The following is a 21884-nucleotide window of genomic DNA, read 5'->3' on the forward strand; positions in this document are numbered from 1 at the left end:
TCCTACGTCCGATCTTCGTGCTCGAGGCCGACGAACTGGCCATCTGTGAGGTTGTCGACGGGGATGACGTCGCGGACGCCGCCGGCCGGGGACACGGCGTTGATGTCGGCGGTGATCACCGTCTGGGCGCGGCCCAGGTCGACCAGCCGGTCCATGAGATGGACCTGGTTCTCGCGACGGGTCAGGTTGTCCACCCCGCCGACGACCAGCAGCGGCGGGCGCCGCAGGTTGCCCACGGCGATCCGGAAGAGCGCGGCGGTCAGCTCGGGGAGCTCCTCGACGAACGATTCCATCGCGGGCAGGGGATAGGGCCCGAAGACGGGCCGACAGATGCGTTCGAGGTCTTCCTCGCGTGCGGGCGTGACCCACTTGTACCAAGGCGCCGACCACCGGATCTGCTCGGTGATGACGTCGCTGACCCGGATGGTCTGCTCGATCTCGTCGACCTCGTCGATCCATGCGACGGCGGCGTTCTTGAACAGATGGTGGGCGTCGTTCGACCGGTCGAAGGCGACGAGTTCACCCTTGGTCGGCTTCATGCGACCTGCGAGAGTGAGGAGCAGTGCGGTGCGGCCTCGACCTTCCGGTCCGGCGAGGACGGTGACCCCGCCGGACCGGATCTGGAAATCGACCGGGCCGTAGATGTGGCCCCAGGAGGCATCCACGGAGAGTCCGTGGGCTTCGATCAGGGTCGCGTCAGAGGGGGTGCCGCCAGGCTCCGGGGCGTCACGCATCGCTGCCGCCCGATCCGAAGACCACATCGTCCAACTTTCTGTTGTCGCGTCGGCATAACCGACTTGCCTGCCGTACCGCCGGGAAGCAGTACGGCAGGCTGGGGGTTAACTCAGAGGTTCGAGAAGATCCGCGCGGAGACACCCTGGACGAGCGAGTCCGCGCCGTCGGCCAGTTCCAGCGACGTGTCGGCGAATACCCGGAATTTCGTACTGAGTATGCGACCGTGAACAGTCACTTTGCTGGACATACATGGGAACTTAGCCCACGCATATCGGGCATTTCAACGCGAACGTGCAGGTCGACGCGGCGGAACGTGGCACAAAAACTACCCCGACACCCTGTAACGGTCGCCGGGATTTGATTCTGGTGGTGTCCTACCTCCTACGAGCAGCGCGTTTTGTAGTGATCGGCGCCATTCCTCATGATGTGACCAGAGTCGCACATCTCGTGGGTTTCGGCTCCTCTTTCTGGGGGAACGAAATAGTCCGTTCGGGGGAATCGGCCAAAATGGCACGAAAATGCGGTTACCGGCGGGTAGCCCCGAACTCGGCGATAACATCAGGCGTCGATACGACTCGAGAATCCTCCGGAAGGCCGTCCGGCGGTTAACGGTGGCACGCATTGTCTGCTGCTTCCATTCGTCGCCGAGAACCGATCGGATGGGGCTGTCAGAATCTCTTTCATGACCGACCTCACCGATGCGCACGCCGTACCCCTTTCCACCGTTCCGAACCTGCGAGACCTCGGCGGGTGGACGACCGCCGACGGACGCCGGGTGCGGTCGGGTCTGGTCTTCCGGTCCACGGAGCTTCACCGGCTGGCCGGTGACGACCTCACCAAGTTCGACGCATTGGGCATCACGGCCGTCTATGACCTCCGTACGGCCGCCGAGCGTTCGGCCGCGCCGGACCCGGCCCTGCCCGGTGTCGAGGAGGTGCCCCTGGACGTGCTGGCCGACTCGTCGACCGCCATCCCGGCACGCCTCAACGAGGTGGTCGCCGATCCGGCCGCGGTCGCTGCGGCGAGTGAGGCACTCGGGGGAGGCAAGGCGGCGGAGCTGATGGAGGGCACCTATCGACAGATCCTGAGCCTTCCCAGTGCCCATGCCGCCTACCACCGCCTGTTCAGTGCACTCGCGGAGCCGGCACAACCCGGTGCGGCACTGTTCCACTGCACGACCGGCAAGGACCGGACCGGTTGGGCGGCCGCAACCTTCCTCACGGTGCTCGGCGTCGGCCGGGACGAGGTGTTCGAGGACTACCTCCTCACCAACGACGAGCTCATCCCGGCACTGCATCCGGTCTTCGCCGCGTTCCAGGCGGCCGGCGGCGACCCCGAGGTGTTGAAGCCGATCCTCGGCGTCCAGCGGAACTACCTCGAGGGGGCTTTCGAGGAGATGACCGCGCAGTTCGGCGACATCGAGGGCTACTTCCGCGACGGCCTGGGACTGGATCCCGCTGTGCCGGAGCTACTTCGGAAGCGCTACCTGGACGAATGAGCGGAGGCCGGGCGGCATCGTGATCAGAGGTGTTTCTCGGCGTTGGCCCGGATGACCTCGCGCAGATAGACGGCGAGCCCGGGCGCCTGTTCGTCATAGTGCGCGGTGAAACGCGGGTCGGCGACGTACATGTCGGCGAGCCCGACGTGCATCTCGTGGGTGCAGTCATAGAACCGGCCGATCTGTGCGCGGTGCTCCTCGGCGAGAGCATCGGCTTCGGCGGAACCAGGTGTGAGTCCGCGGAGCATCGCGTCGGCGAGGCGCCGTTCGAGGCCATCGGCGCCGGCCTTGATCTGCCGCCAGTCCTCCTTCGAGAACCGGGCGACGCGCTTGCGGCTCTCCTGCCACGCGTCGGTCTCGCCCCACCGTTCCTCGGCCTCCGCCGCGTACTCCTCGCCGCGCCAGTCGTCGCCGAAGATCTCGCGTTGCTCGGCCGCGGACAGCTGGATCCCCTGCTTCTTCGACATCATCATCTCCTCCACCGCTGCGACCATCCGGTGCAAGTGATCGATCCGGTCGGTGAGCAGCTCGTGCTGCGCGCGGAGTTGATGCAGTTCGTCGGCATCGGGATCGTCGAGCAGGGTCGCTATCCGCCCGAGTGAAAAGCCCAGCTCGCGAAGGTGAGGACACGGTAGAGCCGTGCGACGTCGGCGTCGTCGTAGACGCGGTATCCCGCAGGCGTGCGGCGCGACGGCGTCACCAGACCGATCTGGTCGTAGTGGTGCAGTGTGCGGACACTGACCCCGACCATCCCCGCGACGACGCCAACGGTCAGGTCCGACGCAGGAGTGCGGAGCGGGTGGTGCTTCTCTTCACTCACATGAGCAACCTTGGGGTCTGACGTCGCGTGAGGGTCAAGCGAGTTGGGGTCAGGGAGCGAAACCGATGACCGTCGTGTCCTTCTGGCAGGCGGCGAGCACGCCCTGTAGTGCCGACGGCCCACAGGTCCAGCCGCTCACCGACTGCTGCGTGCCGGTGACGATCTTGGGGCCGTACTCGTCGGCGATCGACTTCGCCTTGTCGCAGTCGACGTCGCCGGCCAGGATCAGGACACGCAGCGCGCCGTCAGGGCCGGGGATGCTGCCGCAGGTGGTGCCGGGGCCGGCCTGGGTCGACTCGTCCGCGTCGGCCGCCGATGTGACCGAGTCGGCGCGGGCCGACGCGGGCTTGCGACCCGGGACGACGGGTGCGGAGGTCGACGGGGCGTCGGCGGGTTGCTCCGCCGAAGCGACAGCGCCGTTCCCGGCGCTCGCGGAGGTGTCGGTGACATCCTGTTCCGAACCGCACGCGGACAGTGTGAACAGGGCCAACGACAGGCCGAGTGCGGTGGTGGCGACCCTGGCCCCGGAGGCGATGGCGCGGCGCGTTCTGCACGACATGGTCCCACCGTATCGAATGCCGGAACGCCGGAGCGATAGGTCGTCGAGGGCGCAGACGGGGCCGACGGCGGCGTCGTCGGTTTGGGTGGAGGCCACCGACCTGGGAGGATGCACCGGTGAGCAGTACCGGAACCGAAGTCGCCGACCCCGCCTACACCGTCGGCACCACCCTGCCCGGCACCCGCGGCCGCACCGGGGTGATCAACACCCCGCACGGCGCGATCCAGACCCCCGCCTTCGTGCCGGTGGGTACCAAGGCGACGGTGAAGACCGTCCTGCCCGAGTCGGTGGCCGAGTTGGGTGCGCAGGCCGTCCTCGCGAACGCGTACCACCTGTACCTGCAGCCGGGCCCCGAGATCATCGATCAGGCCGGCGGGCTCGGTGCCTTCATGAACTGGTCGGGCCCGACCTACACCGACAGCGGCGGATTCCAGGTCATGTCGCTCGGCGCCGGCTTCAAGAAGGTCATCGCGATGGAGGTCAGCCCCGACGACTCGCTCATCGCCGAGGGCAAGGAACGTCTCTCGCGAGTCGACGACGACGGGGTGACCTTCAAGTCGCACCTCGACGGTTCGGCGCATCGCTTCACCCCCGAGGTGTCGATGCAGATCCAGCACCAGCTCGGTGCCGACATCATCTTCGCCTTCGACGAGCTCACCACGTTGATGAACACCCGTGCGTACCAGGAGAATTCGCTGGAGCGTACCCGGCTGTGGGCAATCCGGTGCCTGGCCGAGCACAACCGGCTGAGCGTCGAGCGTGCACATCGGCCCCAGCAAGCGTTGTGGGGTGTGATCCAGGGTGCCCAGTACGAGGATCTGCGGCGCAAGGCGTCCCGCGATCTCGTCGCGCTGAGCGAGGCCGATCGCGAGGCCGGCGGCAAGGGCTTTGGCGGTTACGGCATCGGCGGCGCGCTCGAGAAGCACAACCTGGGCACCATCGTCGGCTGGGTCAACGACGAACTGCCCGAGGACGCGCCCAAGCACCTGCTGGGCATCAGCGAACCCGACGACATCTTCACCGCCATCGAGAACGGTGTGGACACCTTCGACTGCGTATCGCCGACGCGCGTCGCCCGCAACGGTGCGATCTACTCGCTCGACGGTCGATACAACATCACGAATGCGAAGTACCGCAACGACTTCCGGCAGCTCGATCCCGAGATCGAGAACTACACCTCGCAGTACAGCCGCGCCTACCTGCATCACCTGTTCAAGGCGAAGGAGGGTCTCGGCCCGACGCTGGCGACCCTGCACAACGTGTCGTTCATCGTCACGCTCGTCGACCGCGCCCGACAGGCGATCGAGAACGGCACGTACATCGAGTACCGCGACGAGTTCCTGCGGCGCTACTACGGTTCGACGCGGGACTGACGAGTCGGCGACCGGCGTGCGGTGGGTCACGTGCCGGAACCGTGCGGATCGGCGATTCGTTGTGAGCGCATCGCAACGAGGTTGCGAACACCCCCGAACACTCGGCACCCTGTAGGGGTATTCGAGTACCAGCGAGAGAGACGATGAGACGCGCAAAGCGCCGAAAACGCCGACGACACCCGTCCGCACCCTGTTCCGAACCGGACCCTGACCCGCAGTCCGGACCCGCAGCCCACTGCGAGATCCTTCCCGGCGTCCCAGGCGTCGACGCTGATCGGATGGCGACATGCTGACCGTTCTCGGAATCTTCCTGGGAATTCTGGTGGTCCTCGCGATCACCGCCGTCACCGGCTACTTCGTCGCCCAGGAATTCGGCTTCATGGCGGTCGACCGGTCCCGTCTGAAGGCGCGTGCCGAATCCGGTGACGCTGCCGCCAAGCGCGCACTCTCCGTCACCCGGCGCACCTCGTTCATGCTGTCCGGGGCTCAGCTCGGCATCACCGTCACCGGCCTGCTCGTCGGTTACGTCGCCGAACCGCTGATCGGTTCGGGCGTCGGTGACCTGCTGGGCAACGTCGGCATCCCCGTGGGTGTCGGTGTCGTGATCGGCACGATCATCGCGATCCTGTTCTCCACCGTGGTGCAGATGGTCTTCGGAGAGCTGTTCCCCAAGAACCTCGCGATCGCCCGACCTGAACCGGTCGCGCTGTGGCTCGCCCGGTCGACCACCATCTATCTGGCCGTCTTCGGCTGGCTGATCGCGCTGTTCGACAAGGCATCGAACCTGTTGCTGCGCGCCCTGCGTATCGAGCCGGTCCACGACGTCGAGCACTCGGCCTCGGTCCGCGACCTCGAACACATCGTCGCCGAGTCCCGCGACGCCGGTGAACTGCCCGAGGACCTGTCGGTGCTGCTCGACCGCGTGCTGGAATTCCCCACGCGCACAGCCGAACACGCGATGATCCCGCGTCCGCACACCGATCAGGTCGATGCGTCGCTGCCCGCGTTCGAGGTGCTCGCGCTGATGAGCACCGGGCACACCCGGTACCCGGTCGCCGGTGACGACGACGAGGTGCTCGGCGTCGTCCATCTCCCCGACCTCCTCGAATGGTCGTACGCACTGAAAAAGGAACCCTCGAAGGCCGTTCCGACGGCCACTGCGGGTGATCTCTGCCGCCGCGCCGTCGTGGTGCCGTCGACCCTGCCGTTGCCGGAGGTCCTGGAGAACCTCGCCGCCGCACATGAGGAGATGGCCATCGTCATCGACGAGTACGGCGGTTTCGCCGGCGTCGTGACCGCCGAGGACATTGCCGAGGAACTGGTAGGCGAGATCGACGACGAACACGACCCGGAGACCGCCGCGGCGATCGAGAAGACCGCCGACGGCTGGCGCGTCCGCGGCGACGCCCACGTCGACGAGGTGTCCCGCGCGATCGGATGGGAACTGCCCGAAGGCGATTACGAGACGATCGCCGGGCTGGTTATCGCCGAGTTCGTGGGGCTGCCCGAGGTCGGGGAGACCGTCGAGATCACGATCGATCCCGATCCGGCCTCGCTCCTCGACGACGACGAGGCGCCACCCCGCGTGGTGCACGTCGAGGTGCTCGAGGTGGACAAGCATGTGCCGGCTCTGGTGTCGATGTCACTCGGGACCGAAGTGAGCACCGACGCAACGGCTTCGGACGCCGGACGGGAGGCCGACAATGGATAACCCGTGGGTCGTCGGGGTGATCACCGTCGCGTTGATCGCGGCGAGTGCCTTCTTCGTCGCCGTCGAGTTCGCGTTGATCGCGGCCCGACGCCACCGGCTGGAGGACGAGGCCGCGACGAGTAGCAGTGCCCGCGCCGCCCTGCGCAGCGCATCGGAGTTGTCCGTGCTGCTCGCGGGTTCGCAGCTCGGCATCACCGTCTGCACGCTCGCGCTCGGTTCGATCACGAAACCTGCTGTCCACCACTGGCTCACGCCGCTGTTCGAGACCTGGGGCCTGCCGTACTGGTCTGCGGACATCGTCGGCTTCGTGCTGGCGCTCATCATCGTGACGTTCCTGCACCTGGTGGTCGGTGAGATGGCCCCGAAGTCGTGGGCGATCGCCCACCCGGAGCGGTCGGCGATCGTGCTGGCCCTGCCGATGCGAGCCTTCATGTGGCTCACGCGACCGATCATCGTTCAGCTCAACCATCTGGCCAACTGGTGTCTGCGCCGCGTCGGCGTCGAACCGGTGGACCAGGTGGCCACCGGACAGGACAGCGACGCGCTGCGTCACCTGGTCGAGCACTCGGCGACGGTCGGGACACTCGACGAGCGCTATCACGCGCATCTGACCAGCGCACTCGAACTCGAATCGCTGACGCTCGGCGACGTCGTCACGCCCAGTGACACGTTGGGCGCGGTGCTGCCGACCGCGAGTGCCGACGAGATCCAGACGGCCGGACGGATTTCGGGACACCTCCGGCTGCTGGTGCGCGACGCCGACCGGGGACCGGTGCACGGCGTCGTGCACGTGCGCGACAGCCTGCGCGCGGAGCCGGGTGCCACAGCCGCCGATCTCATGCGCCCGGTGCTGCGGATCGAATCCGGGCAACCGGTCTACGAGGCGCTCGCCGCCATGCGTGAACGCCGCGCCCACCTCGCGCTGGTCACCGACTCCGGCCGGGCCATCGGGCTGATCACGCTCAACGACCTGCTGCAGAGGTTGCTGGCGACGACCGCCTAACCGTCAGGACGACCACTCCGTGGGCCCCAGCAGCCAGGGTTCGCGGGGGAGGGCATCGGGGTCGAAACGGCTTGCGAGCGTGTGGAGATCGACGGTTTCGCCGGGACCTGCGAGGCCCAGCGAGCGAGCGATGTGCGAGAGGACGGTGCCGGCCGGAACACCGCCTGCTGCGAGGTCGGCGAGGGTCACCGCCCCGTCGCGCTTGGAGAGCCGGACGCCGTCGGTGTTGAGCACCATCGGCACATGGGCGTAGGTCGGCGGGGTCTCGCCGAGCAACGTGGCGAGGTAGGCCTGGCGGGGAGCCGACGACAGCAGGTCGTCGCCGCGCACGACCTGATCGACTCCCTGCGCGGCGTCGTCGACGACGACGGCCAGGTTGTAGGCGGGGGTGCCGTCGTTGCGCTGGATGACGAAGTCGTCGACCATCCCGGTGAAGGTTCCGTGGAGCAGGTCGGTCACGGTGAACTCGGTGGTATCGGCCCGGATGCGGATCGCGGGCGGTCGGCCGGCGGCGATCTTCTCGGCGCGCTCGGCGTCGGTGAGGTTCCGGCAGGTGCCGGGGTAGGCGCCCTGCGGTGCATGGGGAGCGGACGGGGCCTCGAGGATCTCGCGTCGCGTGCAGAAGCATTCGAAGGTCCGACCGCCCTCGCGGAGACGATCGATGATCTCGCGGTAGATGTCCCGTCGCCCGGTCTGGTAGACGACGGGGGTCTCCCAGTCCATGCCGAGTGAGGCGAGGTCGGCGAGTTGCCGGGCGTCGGCGCCGGCGACCGCGCGGTCGAGATCCTCCATGCGGATGAGGAACCGGCGCCCCGTCGTGCGGGCGAAGAGCCAGGCCAATATGGCGGTCCGCAGGTTGCCGACGTGGAGGTCGCCCGACGGGGACGGCGCATACCGGCCCGCTGCGTGCTGTGTCGACATCGCGTCGAGGTTACCGCGTCGTGTCGACGACCGACGATGAGAACCGGGCTCGACGGCGGTCTGTCCCAGCGCCAGACCCGACGGTCATCCCGGAGTTCCGGGCGGATCGTTGCCAGCGCCCGGAGAAGTGAGGAACAGTGAAGCCATGGATCTTCCCGTCATGCCGCCCGTAGCCCCGATGCTGGCCAAGGCGGTCACCGCTGTGCCACAGCAGCCCGACGGTGAGACGGCGTGGTCGTACGAACCGAAGTGGGATGGTTTCCGCGCGCTGATCTTCCGTGACGGGGACGAGGTGGTGATCGGTTCCCGAGGCGGGAAAGACCTGGCCAGGTACTTCCCGGAGATCGTGGCCGCGGCGAAGGCCGAGCTGCCGGACAAGGTCGTCCTCGACGGCGAGATCGGGGTGCCCGCACTCATCGGCAACACGCATCGGCTCGACTGGGATTCGCTGGCCCAGCGCATCCACCCCGCCGAGTCGAGGGTCAACATGCTCGCCGAGAAGACACCCGCGATCTTCATCGGCTTCGACGCACTCGCGCTGGAATCGACGTCGGTCAAGGACGAACCGTTCGAGGTCCGTCGAGAGGCGTTGCTGCGTGCGGTCGGACCCGGCGGCCGCGATCGGCGAATGCACGTCAGCCGGGTCACCGGCGACCCCTCGGTCGCCGAGGATTGGTTCTCCGCCTTCGAGGGCGCCGGCCTCGATGGCGTCGTCGCCAAGCGACTCGACGGCCTCTACGTGGAGAACAAGCGCGAGATGCTGAAGATCAAACACAAGCGGACCGCGGACTGCGTGATCTTCGGTTACCGAATCCACAAGTCCGGCAGGGGGATCGGCTCTATGCTGCTCGGGCTCTACGGCGACGACGGCGAGCTGCACATGGTCGGGGGAGCGGGTGCGTTCTCCGACGCCAAACGTGTTGAACTGCAAGAGATGTTCGAGCCGATGCGTCTCGACCCGGACAAGCCGTCGCCGGGTGAACCCACCCGCTGGCGGTCGGAGAAGTCGGGGGAGTGGGTTCCTATTCGTCCCGAACTGGTCGCGGAGTTCGCCTACGACCAGATGGAGAACCAGCGTTTCCGTCACACCGTGAAGTTCCTCCGCTGGCGCCCCGACCGGGACCCGGAGAGCTGCGGTTACGACCAGTTAGAGGTTCCGCTCACCTACGACCTGCACGACGTCCTCGAAGGGGAATGACCATGGCATCACGTTCTCCCGCAGAAGAGCTCGACGTCGACGGGGTCGCCGTCCGTCTCAGCAACCCGGACAAGATCTACTTCCCCGAGCTCGGCGAGAACGGCGGCCGTAAGCGGGATCTCGTCGGTTACTACCGGACGCTCGCGCTCGGCGTCGACGACAGCGGTGACGGGCCGCTCATGCGCGCGACGCGCGACCGGCCGACGTTTCTGCAACGCTTCCCCGACGGTGTCGAGGGGGAGGAGATCTACCAGAAGCACATCGCGAAGAAGCGGCCTGAGCACGTGCAGTCCACGCCGATCGTGTTCCCGTCCAAACGAACCGGGGACGCCATCCGCCCGACGATGCCGGCCGATCTGGTGTGGGCGGCGAACCTGGGGACGGTCACGTTCCACACCTGGCCGACCCTGCACCCGGACAACGACCATCCCGACCAGCTCCGCATCGACCTCGACCCGCAACCCGGCACGACCTTCGACGACGTCCGGAACGTGGCGATCGACGGGCTGAAACCACTGCTCGACGAGCTCGGCTTCACCGGCTTCGTGAAGACCTCGGGTGGGCGCGGGATTCACGTCTACGTCCCCATCGAGCCGCTGTGGGATTTCATCGCCACGCGGCGCTGTGTCATCGCGATCGCCCGTGAACTGGAACGCCGCGACCCGGACCGGGTCACCACCTCGTGGTGGAAAGAGGAACGCGGGGAACGGATCTTCATCGACTACAACCAGAATGCCCGCGACCGCACGATGGCCTCGCCCTACTCCGTCCGCCGCAGCGCGATCGGCCGGGTCTCGACCCCGGTGACGTGGGACGAACTAGCCGATGTCGATCCCGACGACTGCACCATGGCCACCGTCCCGAAGTTGCTGGAGGATCGCGGTGATCCGTGGGCTGGCATCGCCGACCACCGCCGCGGCATCGAGAACCTGCTCGAGATGGTCCAGGAGGACGACGCGAACGGGCTGGCGGACATGCCCTATCCGCCCAGCTACCCGAAGATGCCCGGCGAGCCGCCACGTGTGCAGCCCAGCAAGAAGGTCGCCGAGCACTGGGACGAGAAGGGCAACCGGATCGGGGACTGACGCTCCCTGGGATCCAATCCGTATGACGTTGTGCCCGCTTTCCGGGTTCGACGTCATACGGAAGATTCGCGGGTCAGCCGCGCAGCGCCTCGGCGGCCCACTCGGCGAAGGTCTGCCACCCGACGCCGGGGAACCGGCGGTGCAGTGCGGGGATGTCGACCTCGTAGCCGCGATCGCCGAGGAAGCGGAACATGGCGCTCATGTCGGGCGACGGGATGCGGTCGGGATCATAGGATTCCGCGCTCACTCTGGTCCCGAGGACGTCGCCGGCGATTTGCGCCATCTCCACCGGCGTCGGCTGGTCGGAGGCGAGGTCGATGCGTTCACCGGTGTACGCGCCCGGATCCCGGAACAGCGTCGCGACGAACCGGCCGAGATCGCGGCGCGAGAGTTGTTGCAGCGGTTTGTCCGCGGGCATCGCGATCGGCATCACGCCGGCGGCGAGGGCGTCGGACCCGGCGAGCAGGTTGTCGTAGAAGTAGGCCGGCCCGACGATCGTGTGCGGGATGTCGGTGGCGGCGAGCATCCGCTCGACCTCGAACTTGGAATCGAAGTGGGGGACTCCGGTGTCACGGTCCGCGGAGGCCACCGACGAGAAGACGAGGTAGGGGAGCGCGGACGCGGTGGCCGCCTCGATCAGCGCGGTGCCCTGGGCGACCTCGGCGCCGACGCCGGACTCGAACGGCGTCGTCAGCGCGAAGGCGCCCGCCACCCCGGTGAACGCATCGGTGAGGCCTACGCCACTCACGAGGTCGCCGACGGTGAGTTCGACACCACGGTCGGCGAGCGCCGCAGCCTTCGACGACACGGCGTCGCGGACGACCGCGCGCACCGCGAAACCGGCGTCGAGCAGCGCGTCGAGGACGGCGCCGCCCTGTCCACCGGTTGCTCCGATCACGACGATGGGAGAGGAATCGGACATGACCCCGACCCTAGTGCCGACCGAGCGCCTGGCAAGCGGGTTTGGGTGTGGGAGCGCCCGGCGGCTATCATCTCGACGTTGGAGGATTCGCCTAGTGGCCTATGGCGCTCGCCTGGAACGCGGGTTGGGTTAACAGCCCTCAGGGGTTCGAATCCCCTATCCTCCGCCACCGAAGGTCCGTGGTGCACAACCCCGCAAGGGAGTCGCACCGCGGACCTTCGTCGTATCCCCGGGTGCCGAACACCCGCATCGCCTGCGCAGACCGGGGCCGCCGAGGGGTGGTGACCACCCGGTGTCACCCGTCTGTGAACCCTCGCTACACTGGACGACGGATCCCGCGCGGCGTGCATCCTGTGAACTCCCCCAGGGCCGGAAGGCAGCAAGGGTCAACGGGCTCTCTCGGGTGCGCGGGGTCCCCTATATCCCAGATTCATATTTCAGGTCTGCGGCGTCGGACACCCGCACCGGCGTCGTGCCGCGGAAGGTCCAGACGTTGAATTACCACTCGATGAGTGCCGACCAACTACGTGACACCCAGGCGGATCTGAAGAAGCGTTATGACGAGCTGGCCGCTCTGGGTCTGAAACTCGATCTCACCCGCGGCAAGCCCGCTCCCGAACAGCTCGATCTCTCCAACGCACTGCTGTCGCTCCCCGGCGACGAGTACCGCGACGGCAAGGGCACCGACACCCGCAACTACGGCGGGCTCAACGGCCTGCCCGAGCTGCGTGAGATCTTCGGCGAGCTGCTCGCCGTCGATCCGGCGAACCTGATCGCGTTCGGGAACTCGAGCCTCGAGCTCATGCACGACCTCACCGTCTTCGGCCTGCTGCACGGCACCGCCGACTCCGACGAGCCGTGGGGCCGTCAGAAGATCAAGTTCCTGTGCCCGGCCCCCGGATACGACCGTCACTTCGCGATCACCGAGAGCTTCGGCATCGAGATGATCCCGGTCCCGATGCTTCCCGACGGCCCCGACGTGCGCCTCTGCGCCGAGCTCGTCGCCAACGACCCGAGCATCAAGGGTCTGTGGGCGGTACCCACCTACTCCAACCCGACCGGCGTCACGTTCTCCGAAGAGGTCACCCGCGGTCTGCTCGAGATGCCCGCGGCACCCGACTTCCGCATCTACTGGGACAACGCCTACGCGGTGCACACCCTCGTGGAGGCCCCGCCGACGCCGTTGCGCGTCCTCGAGATGGCCGCCGAGGCCGGTCATCCCAACCGCGTGTATGTCCTCGGCTCGACGTCGAAGATCACCTTTGCCGGCGGCGGCGTGTCGTTCTTCGGGTCGTCGGACGAGAACCTCGCGTGGTTCAGCAAGTACCTCGGCTTCAAGACCATCGGCCCGGACAAGGTCAACCAGCTGCGTCACCTCAAGTTCTTCGGCGACGCCGACGGCGTGCGCGCCCACATGGCCCGCCACCGCGAGATCCTGGCGCCGAAGTTCAAGCTGGTGCTCGACATCCTCGAAGACCGCCTGGCCGAGTCGAAGGTCGCCTCGTGGTCGGAACCCGAGGGCGGCTACTTCATCAGCCTCGACGTCGTCGACGGCGCCGCCCGACGCACCATCGAACTGGCCAAGCAAGCCGGGATCGCGCTGACCGGCGCCGGTTCGGCGTTCCCGTACAAGACCGATCCGCACGACCGGAACATCCGCCTCGCGCCGACCTTCCCGAACACCGACGACCTGCGGGCCGCGATGGACGGGGTCGCGACGTGTGTGCTCCTCGCCTCGGCCGAGACCCTGCTGGCGGAGCGCAGCTGAGCCACTCGTCTCGCCGACACGCCGCTCTCAAACGCCGAATAGGCGTTAGATAGCTCTCATTCGGCGGCGAGTGAGCCGGTATGCACCGACTCTTATGCCACTCTTGTAAATCGTGAATCTGCCCAGGCCGGTTCTTCTCGCATCCGGTTTCGCCATCGTGGGGGTCATCGCACTCGCCCTCCAGGACGTTGTCGTGCCCTGGGGAGCCCAGTTCTGGGGTCTGCTGAACAACCAGATCGATCTCGCCGTGTATCGGCAGGGTGCTCAGGCGGTCACCGAGGGCGCCAGCCTGTACGACGTCAAGATGATCGGCGACCTCGACTACACGTATTCGCCGTTCTCGGCGCTGCTGTTCACCCCGCTCGCGTGGATCTCGTTCGACGTGGCGCGATGGTTGTGGACCGCGGGCATCGTGGTCGCCCTCTATCTCGTGGTCATGCTGAGCTTCCGCAGCCTGGGCCGGTCGGTGAGCTGGCCGCTGCGGGTCATCGCGATGTCGCTCGTCGCGGTGGCGATGCTGCTCGAGCCCGTGCGCACCACCATCTGGTACGGCCAGATCAACGTCTTCCTGATGCTGCTCATCCTGGCCGACCTCACCCGTCCAGACACCAGCAGGACCAAGGGTGTGGGTGCCGGCATCGCCGCCGGGATCAAGCTGACGCCGCTGATCTTCGCCGGTTACTACGCGGTGCAACGCAACTGGCGTGCGTTCTTCGGTGTCATCGGCGGCTTCGTCATGACGGTGGCGATCGGGTTCGTCGTCCTTCCGCGTGACTCGTGGGCCTACTGGACCGGCAAGCTGTTCCAGTCCGAACGCGTCGGCTCGGCGCAGCTGCGAGGTAATCAGTCGATCCGCGGGATGCTCGCCAACCATCTCGACACCGACCACCCGTCGACCCTCCTGTGGGGAGCCCTGGCGCTCACCGCCCTCGTCGCCGGTTTCGCGATCGCCACCTACGCCCACCGCAGGGGCCAGGAGTTGCTCGCGATCACCATCGTCGGCATGACCGCATGCGTGGTGTCGCCGATGTCGTGGGGGCACCACTGGGTGTGGTTCACCCCGATCGTGGTGATCGGGGTTCACCTGGCCCTCGACCTGAGACGAAGCCAGGTCGAGCGTGGCCTGGCGGCGGTGGGGGCCGTGGCGCTCGTCCTGCTCGCGTTCGCGTGGCCGACGCACGTCCCGGCGCTCGTGCCCGACGGTTATTACACCGGGCTCTACGTGAAGACGCGGGTCACCTGGCTCAACTGGTTCACCGTCAGTCCCTATCTGTTCGCGTATGTCGGAATCCTGATCGCGACGGTCGTCGCACTTCGGGTCTTCGGCTCCCGTTCGGCCACCACAGCCGACCCGGCCGCGGTCATCGCCCCGGGGGTCGCGGCGGCGGTCATCGCCGACGGCGGATTGCCCACCGAGCCGTCGGAGGGCGGGAGTCCGCGGGTCGTCGAACCGTCGGTACGGGCCGACGACGAGCTGTTGAACCTGGCCGACGACATGGCCGATGACCTGGTCGGAACCGCCGGCGAGTCGATGGGTGAAGCACCCGAGACCGGGGCGTCGCCCGCAGTGTGAGGCAGGCGCATCCGATGTCACGGGTCGCCGGTACTCTCGACGCGTGGCTCTGTATCGCACCTATCGCCCGGCTACCTTCGCCGACGTCGTGGGGCAGGAGCACGTCACCGATCCGTTGAGCCGTGCCCTCGACTCGGGGCGCATCAATCACGCGTACCTCTTCTCCGGTCCGCGCGGGTGTGGCAAGACGTCGTCGGCGCGAATCCTGGCGCGGTCGTTGAACTGTGTCGAGGGCCCCACCTCGCGTCCCTGTGGCACCTGCACGTCGTGCGTGGCTCTCGCCCCCGGCGGTCCCGGCAACCTCGACGTCATCGAACTCGACGCGGCCAGCCACGGCGGCGTCGACGACACCCGCGAGCTGCGCGACCGCGCGTTCTATGCGCCGGCCGAGTCGCGCTACCGCGTGTTCATCGTCGACGAGGCGCACATGGTGACCAACGCCGGCTTCAACGCGCTGCTCAAGATCGTCGAGGAGCCGCCGGAGCACCTCATCTTCGTGTTCGCGACGACCGAACCCGAGAAGGTGCTGCCGACGATCCGTTCGCGTACGCACCACTACCCGTTCCGTCTTCTCGCCCCGCCGGTCATGCGCGGGCTGTTGGAGAAGATCTGCGAGCGGGAGGGCGTCACCGTCGCGCCCGAGGTCTATCCGCTGGTCATCCGTGCCGGCGGTGGTTCGCCGCGTGACTCGCTGTCGATCCTCGATCAGCTCCTCGCCGGCGCCGACGACCAGGGCGTCGCCTACGAGCGCGCCCTCGCACTGCTCGGCGTCACCGACGTCGCACTCATCGACACCGCCGTCGAGGCGCTGGCGTCGGCCGACGGCGCAGCGCTGTTCGGCGCCGTGGAGAAGGTCGTCGACGCGGGTCACGACCCTCGACGCTTCGCGGTCGACCTCCTCGAACGGCTCCGCGACCTGATCCTGCTGCAGGCCGTCCCCGACGCCGCCGACCGCGGCCTGGTCGAGGCACCGGGTGACCAGCTCGCACGCATGCGGGGCCAGATCGAGACGCTCGGTCCCGCGTCGCTGACACGCTTCGCCGAGATCGTGCACGACGCCCTCGGCGAGATGCGCGGAACCACGTCGCCGCGACTCCTCCTTGAGGTGATGTGCGCGCGCATGCTGCTGCCCGGAGTGTCGAACGACGACGCGGCCCTGTTGCAGCGGCTCGAGCGTCTGGAGTCGGGGATCGGCACCACATCGATCCCGGTGCCCGCGAAACCTGCTGAGCCCGAACCGGAACCGAAGTTCGTGCGTCCGTCGCAGCGCAAGGCGATGGAGGAGGCGAAGGCCGCCGAGGAGGCACGTCGCGCTGCGGCCGAGGCCGCCGAGGCCGACACCCCCGTTGCTCCGCCTGCATCCGCGCCGGTTGCCCCGGCCGCTGCTCCGCCCCCGATGCCGACCGCACCGGAACCCACCGCACCCGAACCGCCTGCGCCGGTGGCGAAGCCCGTGCCGGCCGAACCGGGGCCGGCCGAACCCGCCGCCACACCTGCGGTTCCTGAGCCCGAACCGGCCTCGCCCGCCGCGGAGCCGGTTGCTGCCGCACCGCAGGCCGACGCAGCCGCAGCCGTCGAGACCGACGACGCGGACATGCTCGAGGAGCTGATCGTCGAGCAGCCCGCACCCGACGCCATCGCCGATCCGGACGCCCTGCCCGATGCTGACGCGCTTCCGGAACCCGAGGGGCTCGATCTCGGGGATCTCGACACCGGGACGACCGACACCGAGACTCCCGAAGTCGACGCTGCTGCACCGACTCTCGACGTCCCCTGGGACGAACCCGAAGCGGAGCCCGCCACGCCGGCGCAGCCGGTTGCCGAACCCGTACGCCCGGCGGTCCGGAACGGCGGAACCCCCACGGCGCCGGAACCGCCCTCGCGTGCACCCGTGGCCGAACCGGCCCCGAAGCCGACCCGGGAACCTGTGGCCGAGCCGGCTCCGTCGGCCTACTCCGACGACATCCCGTTGCCGGATGAGCCGGTTGACGAGTACTCGGTTCCGCCGCCCGATGCGATGCCGGCCCGGGCGAAGCGCCCCGCGCCGGAGCCCGAACCGGAACCGGAACCAGAACCGGTTACCCCGGGCGGGCTCGACGCCGACGCGATCCGCAAGCGCTACCCGGAGATCCGGGCCGCGGTGCGGGAGCGTTCCAAGAGTCTCGAGCCGATGCTGTCGGCGGCGGTCATCGCCGACCTCGAGGGCACGACGGTGGTGCTCGGACACCCGGTCGAGGTGCTCGTCGGACGACTCTCGGCGCCGCACGCGGTCACGATCATCCGCGAGGCTCTCGCGGAGGTCTTCGGCACACCGCTGGACGTGCGGACGGTGCACCAGGCCCCGGGCACGGCGGTCGCGCCGTCGGCGGCCGCCGGCGCACAGTCAGCGAAACAGCAGGCCAAGCCCCGGCAGTCGTACTCACGCCCAAGTCGGTCCCGTGACCAGTCGGCGGCCGCGCCGCCGCCGCCCGAGCCGGTGGCCGAGCCGGAGGAGCCCGAACCGCCTCGTGCGGACGAGGACATCCCCGACGAGGAGCGAGCCGAGATGGTCGCCGACGCGCGTACCGGGGCGCCCGAGCAGCGCCTCGACCCAGATCAGGTCGCGCTCGAACTCCTCAAGTCCGAGCTCGGGGCACGGCCGATCGAGTGACCGTCGGGACGAAGGGCTGGTAGAACGCAGAGATGCAGATCCGATCGGTCCTACGCCTGGCCGCGGCGCCGGCAGCGGTGGTGGCGGCGCTGACGCTGTCGATGGCTTGTGCCGAGGCGGCTCCCGCCGACCAGCAGGCCCGCGCGGTCGGACTCGTCGACGTGAAGACCGTCGTCGCGGACGCGGTGCTGGATCTGCGCTACGCGACGACCGACAACTTCGTCGGTGAGCGGTTGTACCCGCCGAATGCGCGCTGTCTCGTGCACGAGTCGATGGCTCCGGGTCTGAGGACCGCGGCCCAGAAACTCCGGGCCCGCGGTGAGACGCTGGTGTTCTGGGATTGCTACCGACCGCATTCGGTGCAGCAGAGGATGTTCCAGAAGGTTCCCGACCCGGCGTGGGTCGCCGCCCCCGGACCGTACTCGACCAGCCACGAAACCGGACGTTCGGTCGACGTGACCCTGGCCGTCCGTGCCCCGGCCTGTCCTGCCCCGCGCAAGGTCGGCAATCTCTGTCGCGTCGACATGGGCACCGACTTCGACTCGTTCACCCCACGCGCGACCGCGTATGCGACGCAGGGGGTCTCGACGTCGGCGCAGGCGGCGCGGGCCCGATTGCGCCAGGCGATGGCCGCCGGGGGATTGACCGTCTACGCCGGTGAGTGCTGGCATTTCGACGGCCCGGGCGCGGACGTGCGCCGGCCGATCGTCGACGTCCCGCTGGTCTGAGACGTCCCGGGGTGAACGATCCGGGGGCCTGAACGACGAGACCCCGCCGGGCATCCGACGGGGTCTCGTTGGTCGAGCGGCAGGCTCAGGCGTTCCACCAGGGCCGCAGCGGGACCTGATGGCCGCCATGGTCGTCGAGCTTGGTGGCCAGCACGTGATGGAGCTGGATGATGTTGCGGTCGAAGCCGATCCGGCAGCCCGCCATGTAGAGGCCCCACAGGCGAGCGGTGCCCTCGCCGACCTCGGCGACGGCCTCGTCCCAGTGATCGACGAGGTTGATGTTCCAGTCGCGCAGCGTCATCGCGTAGTGCTCGCGGAAATTCTCCTCGTGGATCACCTCCATGCCGCCGATGTCCTGGAGTTTCGAGATGATCTTGCCCGAACCGGTGAGCTCGCCGTCGGGGAACACATAGCGGTCGATGAACGTGCCGGCCTTGCTGCGGCTCGCGTTGTCGGGTCGGGTGATGCAGTGGTTCAGCAGCATCCCGCCCGGACGCAGTTTGTCGCGCATGAAGCCGAAGTAGGCGGGGTAGTTGCCGACACCGATGTGTTCGGTCAGGCCGATCGACGACACCGCATCGAAACCGGATTCGGTGATGTCGCGGTAGTCGCTGTGACGCACCTCGGCGAACTCGGAGAGTCCTTCGTCGACGATGGCCTTCTGCGCCCACTCGGCCTGCTCGGCCGACAGCGTCGCACCGATGGCGTGCACACCGCGCTTGGCGGCGTAGCGGACCATTCCACCCCAACCGCAACCGATGTCGAGGAGCCGGTCGCCGGGCTTGAGGCGCAGCTTCTCGAAGATGAGGCGGTACTTGTTGTCCTGGGCGGTCTCGAGCGACGCGTCGCGGTCGGGGTAGACCGCACACGTGTAGGTCATCGACGGACCGAGGACCCACTCGTAGAAGGTGTTCGAGACATCGTAGTGGTAGTGGATGACCTCGGCGTCACGAGACTTGCTGTGGCGCAATCCTTCCGCGAATCGACGCCAGCGCGGCACGGCCTCCTGCGGCGGCGGGGCGATCGGCTTGAAGTGTTCGATGCCGAGCGAGCGCGCGATCTGGGCCAGGGCCAGCGGCGACGGACGATGGAAGTCCAGATCGCTGGCGAGCGCCTTCAGTGCGGGGTACGGGTCGCCGGGGTGCGCGCCGACGAGTTCGAGGTCGCCGGCGATGTAGGCGCGGGCCAGGCCGAGATCGCCGGGCGCCGTGACGAGGTAGGTGGTGCCGCGCGGGGTCTTCAGGTTGAGGCCGTACTGGGCGTCGGCCGGGCCTGCGCTGCTGCCGTCGTACGCCGAGATCCGGATGGACAAGTTGCCGCCCAGGAGGGTCTCGAAGATCTCCGACAGGGACATCTTCCCGGTCTGGGATTCCGCACCGGTCGGTGCGTCTTTGAATGTCGTCATTGGCGTTTCACCGCTTTCGCATAGAGGTCCAGAAGGCGGCCGCGGGGGTCGTACCGCTTCTTCAGGAGCCGATAACTCTCTCCGCCGTAGAGTTCGTCGAACTCTTCCGGCTCGTAGAAACTTTCCGAGTACAGCGACTTGTGGCCGTCGAGTTCGGCGACCTTGCGTTCGATGATCTTGTTGGTGTGCCCGGGATCGCCCGGGGTGACCGGCACGGCCGACCAGAAGCCGACGTTGACGTAGGTGCGCCGCGGTTCGAGCGGATAGAGCGGCCACGGGCGCGCCGGATCCGAAGCCGGCAGGGCCGGTTCGCGAAGACGCAGCGGGCACAACCAGATCGGTTCGATCGGGATGTTGCCCAGGAACCATTCGACGTAGTCGGTGGTGCGCTCGATCGGCACCTCGATGTCCTGGACGACCCGCTCACCCGGAGGGAGGCCCTTGCGCGCGTTGAGGCGGTCGCCGATGTCCCAGCGCTGGTCGAGTCCGATCAGCTTCCAGTAGAAGCTGCTGCGCAGGTAGCGCTTCGGCCACCAGCGGCGGATCTTCGGGTTCTGGGCCCCGAAAGCACGTGAGCACCAGAACCAGTCGGTGTCCCAGCGCCAGAGGTAGTCGTGGATCGTCAGACGGTCGGTGGTCTTGTTCTGGATCGACCGGTAGAAGATGTCCATCCCGGTGTAATCGCTGACCGGGCCCTCCTCGTCGGTCTGGCGTCCGAGCGTGAGGTAGGACTCGTTGGCGGAGAACACGACTCCGTCGAGATAATCGACCTGTTCGCCGTCGTAGGTCTTCTCGGTGACGATGGTCTCCATCGTCGCCTGCAGCTCGGCGATCGAGGTGAACCGCACGTGACGCAGCGCCACGTAGGGCTTCACCGGCTCCAGCTCGATGCGCAGGCGGACCGAATAACCCAGCGTCCCATAAGAGTTGGGGAAGCCGAAGAACAGGTCGGCGTGTTCGTTGGTGGGCGTCGCGGTGATGATCTCCCCGTCGCCGGTCAGGATGTCGATCTCCGACACCGACTCGTGCGGCAGCCCGGAACGAAACGACGTGCTCTCGATGCCGAGGCCGGTCACCGCGCCGCCGAGGGTGATCGTCTTGAGTTGCGGGACCACCAGGGGCGCCAGACCATAGGGCAGGGTCGCCGCGACCAGGTTCTCGTAGGTGCACATCCCGGCGACGTCGGCGGTGCGGGCGTCGGGATCGACCGAGATCACCCGGTCGAGTCCGGAGACGTCCAGTCCGGGATGTGGATTGGCTGCGCGCTTGCGGAAGAGGTTCGACGTCTTCTTCGCAAGGCGCACGGTCGCGTTCGGAGGGATGGCACGATAGCTGGCCAGTAGGGTGGACACCCCCTGGTCAAATGCCTGTCCCCCCATCTCCAAGCCAGAGCTCACCCGGTTAGCCTAGGACTTGATCAGTTCGCCCGCCAATCGTTTCGTCCCGAGGAGTGTTCCATCGTGGGTCAGGTTTCCGCATCGCAGTCGATCGACATCACCGCCGCCCCGGACACCGTCATCGGAGCCCTCGCCGACTACAACGACGTGCGCCCGGCGATCCTCCCGGCCCACTACCGCGACTACAAGGTCATCAGTGGCGGTAACGGCGACGGCACCGTCGTGCACTGGATCCTGCAGGCCTCCGAGAAGCGGCAGCGCGACGTCCAGGCGACCGTCAGCGTGACCCCGGACACCGTGACCGAGCGCGACGCCAACTCCACCATGGTGACCACCTACACGGTCGCCCCGTCGGCCGGCGGTTCGCGCGTCACGACCACCACCAGCTGGAAGGGCGCCGGCGGCATCGGCGGCTTCTTCGAGAAGACCTTCGCGCCCAAGGCGATCAACCGCATCCAGGCCGAGGTGCTCGGCAATCTCAAGAAGCGCCTCGAGAACTGACGTCACGGAGGAGGGGTCGGGCCCGGCCCTCGCCGCT

At 67.8% G+C, this 21884-nt stretch carries 18 protein-coding genes, 1 tRNA gene, 1 other RNA gene and 1 pseudogene; 13 read left to right on the forward strand and 8 right to left on the reverse strand.

Annotated features, from left to right (window positions below):
• Nucleotides 1-2: 2 nt before the first annotated feature.
• Nucleotides 3-734: an ATP-binding cassette domain-containing protein gene (locus GONAM_RS09425; protein WP_006866521.1), complete on the reverse strand. Its 732-nt coding sequence runs from the start codon at nucleotides 732-734 to the stop codon at nucleotides 3-5.
• A gap of 110 nt (nucleotides 735-844) precedes the next feature.
• A complete protein-coding gene (locus GONAM_RS22640; RefSeq protein ID WP_157159147.1) occupies nucleotides 845-982 on the reverse strand; it encodes a hypothetical protein in 138 nt (45 codons plus the stop codon).
• Nucleotides 983-1417: 435 nt separating this feature from the next.
• Between GONAM_RS22640 and GONAM_RS09430 the strand changes: the two genes are divergently transcribed.
• Nucleotides 1418-2233 (forward strand): tyrosine-protein phosphatase, encoded by an 816-nt coding sequence (locus tag GONAM_RS09430; RefSeq protein ID WP_006866522.1) that lies wholly within the window; start codon nucleotides 1418-1420, stop codon nucleotides 2231-2233.
• Nucleotides 2234-2256: 23 nt separating this feature from the next.
• Here the strand turns inward: GONAM_RS09430 and GONAM_RS09435 are convergent.
• Both GONAM_RS09435 and GONAM_RS09440 read right to left on the reverse strand, forming a co-directional pair.
• Nucleotides 2257-2984: pseudogene (locus GONAM_RS09435) on the reverse strand (MerR family transcriptional regulator).
• A 118-nt stretch (nucleotides 2985-3102) separates the two neighbouring features.
• A complete protein-coding gene (locus tag GONAM_RS09440) occupies nucleotides 3103-3612 on the reverse strand; it encodes a hypothetical protein (RefSeq protein ID WP_083876404.1) in 510 nt (169 codons plus the stop codon).
• A gap of 116 nt (nucleotides 3613-3728) precedes the next feature.
• Here GONAM_RS09440 and tgt point away from each other — a divergent pair, with 116 nt between their 5' ends.
• The 3 genes from tgt to GONAM_RS09455 all read left to right on the forward strand — a co-directional run bounded on the left by tgt (nucleotide 3729) and on the right by GONAM_RS09455 (nucleotide 7699).
• Complete coding sequence (tgt, locus tag GONAM_RS09445; protein ID WP_006866526.1) at nucleotides 3729-4985, forward strand: tRNA guanosine(34) transglycosylase Tgt; 1257 nt, start codon at nucleotides 3729-3731, stop codon at nucleotides 4983-4985.
• Between the two features lie 286 nt (nucleotides 4986-5271).
• The gene (locus GONAM_RS09450; protein WP_006866527.1) at nucleotides 5272-6696 is read left to right on the forward strand and encodes a hemolysin family protein; all 1425 of its coding nucleotides are present in this window, start codon (nucleotides 5272-5274) and stop codon (nucleotides 6694-6696) included.
• Nucleotides 6689-7699 carry a hemolysin family protein gene (locus tag GONAM_RS09455; RefSeq protein ID WP_006866528.1) on the forward strand — a complete coding sequence of 337 codons (1011 nt, stop codon included), beginning with the start codon at nucleotides 6689-6691 and terminating at the stop codon, nucleotides 7697-7699. Before GONAM_RS09450 ends, GONAM_RS09455 begins: the two co-directional genes overlap by 8 nt.
• Before the next feature lie 3 nt (nucleotides 7700-7702).
• Here GONAM_RS09455 and gluQRS read toward each other — a convergent pair whose 3' ends face one another.
• Entirely contained in the window at nucleotides 7703-8620 is a 918-nt protein-coding gene (gluQRS, locus tag GONAM_RS09460; protein ID WP_006866529.1) for a tRNA glutamyl-Q(34) synthetase GluQRS, read from the reverse strand.
• Nucleotides 8621-8765: 145 nt separating this feature from the next.
• Here gluQRS and GONAM_RS09465 point away from each other — a divergent pair, with 145 nt between their 5' ends.
• Both GONAM_RS09465 and GONAM_RS09470 read left to right on the forward strand, forming a co-directional pair.
• On the forward strand, nucleotides 8766-9818 hold the full coding sequence (locus GONAM_RS09465; RefSeq protein ID WP_006866530.1) for an ATP-dependent DNA ligase: 1053 nt from the start codon (nucleotides 8766-8768) through the stop codon (nucleotides 9816-9818).
• A gap of 2 nt (nucleotides 9819-9820) precedes the next feature.
• The gene (locus tag GONAM_RS09470; protein WP_006866531.1) at nucleotides 9821-10903 is read left to right on the forward strand and encodes a DNA polymerase domain-containing protein; all 1083 of its coding nucleotides are present in this window, start codon (nucleotides 9821-9823) and stop codon (nucleotides 10901-10903) included.
• A gap of 73 nt (nucleotides 10904-10976) precedes the next feature.
• Here GONAM_RS09470 and GONAM_RS09475 read toward each other — a convergent pair whose 3' ends face one another.
• Nucleotides 10977-11825, reverse strand: a complete 849-nt coding sequence (locus GONAM_RS09475; protein ID WP_006866532.1) for an NmrA/HSCARG family protein — start codon at nucleotides 11823-11825, stop codon at nucleotides 10977-10979.
• A gap of 80 nt (nucleotides 11826-11905) precedes the next feature.
• Between GONAM_RS09475 and GONAM_RS09480 the strand changes: the two genes are divergently transcribed.
• From GONAM_RS09480 to GONAM_RS09500, 6 genes are all read left to right on the forward strand, one after another.
• Nucleotides 11906-11994 (forward strand) — tRNA-Ser (locus tag GONAM_RS09480).
• Nucleotides 11995-12152: 158 nt separating this feature from the next.
• Nucleotides 12153-12247: signal recognition particle sRNA small type (ffs, locus tag GONAM_RS22390), an RNA gene on the forward strand.
• A gap of 71 nt (nucleotides 12248-12318) precedes the next feature.
• Nucleotides 12319-13593, forward strand: a complete 1275-nt coding sequence (locus GONAM_RS09485) for an aspartate aminotransferase type Ic (RefSeq protein WP_006866533.1) — start codon at nucleotides 12319-12321, stop codon at nucleotides 13591-13593.
• 112 nt (nucleotides 13594-13705) lie between these two features.
• Nucleotides 13706-15166: a glycosyltransferase 87 family protein gene (locus tag GONAM_RS09490; protein WP_006866534.1), complete on the forward strand. Its 1461-nt coding sequence runs from the start codon at nucleotides 13706-13708 to the stop codon at nucleotides 15164-15166.
• Between the two features lie 43 nt (nucleotides 15167-15209).
• Nucleotides 15210-17816, forward strand: coding sequence for a DNA polymerase III subunit gamma and tau (locus GONAM_RS09495; protein WP_006866535.1), 2607 nt, complete (start codon nucleotides 15210-15212; stop codon nucleotides 17814-17816).
• A gap of 32 nt (nucleotides 17817-17848) precedes the next feature.
• The gene (locus GONAM_RS09500) at nucleotides 17849-18544 is read left to right on the forward strand and encodes a M15 family metallopeptidase (RefSeq protein ID WP_006866536.1); all 696 of its coding nucleotides are present in this window, start codon (nucleotides 17849-17851) and stop codon (nucleotides 18542-18544) included.
• Between the two features lie 85 nt (nucleotides 18545-18629).
• On the opposite strand, the gene GONAM_RS09505 is transcribed toward GONAM_RS09500, so the two are convergent.
• Nucleotides 18630-19949 (reverse strand): class I SAM-dependent methyltransferase, encoded by a 1320-nt coding sequence (locus GONAM_RS09505; protein WP_006866537.1) that lies wholly within the window; start codon nucleotides 19947-19949, stop codon nucleotides 18630-18632.
• Entirely contained in the window at nucleotides 19946-21328 is a 1383-nt protein-coding gene (locus GONAM_RS09510) for an FAD-binding oxidoreductase (protein ID WP_006866538.1), read from the reverse strand. Before GONAM_RS09510 ends, GONAM_RS09505 begins: the two co-directional genes overlap by 4 nt.
• 81 nt (nucleotides 21329-21409) lie before the next feature.
• Between GONAM_RS09510 and GONAM_RS09515 the strand changes: the two genes are divergently transcribed.
• Nucleotides 21410-21847, forward strand: coding sequence for an SRPBCC family protein (locus GONAM_RS09515; protein WP_006866539.1), 438 nt, complete (start codon nucleotides 21410-21412; stop codon nucleotides 21845-21847).
• Nucleotides 21848-21884: the final 37 nt, after the last annotated feature.

The organism is Gordonia namibiensis NBRC 108229, assembly GCF_000298235.1.
Taxonomy (GTDB): domain Bacteria; phylum Actinomycetota; class Actinomycetes; order Mycobacteriales; family Mycobacteriaceae; genus Gordonia; species Gordonia namibiensis.

Coding starts and splice junctions, on each gene's coding strand:
- GONAM_RS09425 (WP_006866521.1), bottom strand. CDS start 734: ATGCGTGACGCCCCGGAGCCTGGCGGCACCCCCTCTGACGCGACCCTG.
- GONAM_RS22640 (WP_157159147.1), bottom strand. CDS start 982: ATGTCCAGCAAAGTGACTGTTCACGGTCGCATACTCAGTACGAAATTC.
- GONAM_RS09430 (WP_006866522.1), top strand. CDS start 1,418: ATGACCGACCTCACCGATGCGCACGCCGTACCCCTTTCCACCGTTCCG.
- GONAM_RS09440 (WP_083876404.1), bottom strand. CDS start 3,612: ATGTCGTGCAGAACGCGCCGCGCCATCGCCTCCGGGGCCAGGGTCGCC.
- GONAM_RS09450 (WP_006866527.1), top strand. CDS start 5,272: ATGCTGACCGTTCTCGGAATCTTCCTGGGAATTCTGGTGGTCCTCGCG.
- GONAM_RS09455 (WP_006866528.1), top strand. CDS start 6,689: ATGGATAACCCGTGGGTCGTCGGGGTGATCACCGTCGCGTTGATCGCG.
- gluQRS (WP_006866529.1), bottom strand. CDS start 8,620: ATGTCGACACAGCACGCAGCGGGCCGGTATGCGCCGTCCCCGTCGGGC.
- GONAM_RS09465 (WP_006866530.1), top strand. CDS start 8,766: ATGGATCTTCCCGTCATGCCGCCCGTAGCCCCGATGCTGGCCAAGGCG.
- GONAM_RS09470 (WP_006866531.1), top strand. CDS start 9,821: ATGGCATCACGTTCTCCCGCAGAAGAGCTCGACGTCGACGGGGTCGCC.
- GONAM_RS09475 (WP_006866532.1), bottom strand. CDS start 11,825: ATGTCCGATTCCTCTCCCATCGTCGTGATCGGAGCAACCGGTGGACAG.
- GONAM_RS09500 (WP_006866536.1), top strand. CDS start 17,849: ATGCAGATCCGATCGGTCCTACGCCTGGCCGCGGCGCCGGCAGCGGTG.
- GONAM_RS09505 (WP_006866537.1), bottom strand. CDS start 19,949: ATGACGACATTCAAAGACGCACCGACCGGTGCGGAATCCCAGACCGGG.
- GONAM_RS09510 (WP_006866538.1), bottom strand. CDS start 21,328: ATGGGGGGACAGGCATTTGACCAGGGGGTGTCCACCCTACTGGCCAGC.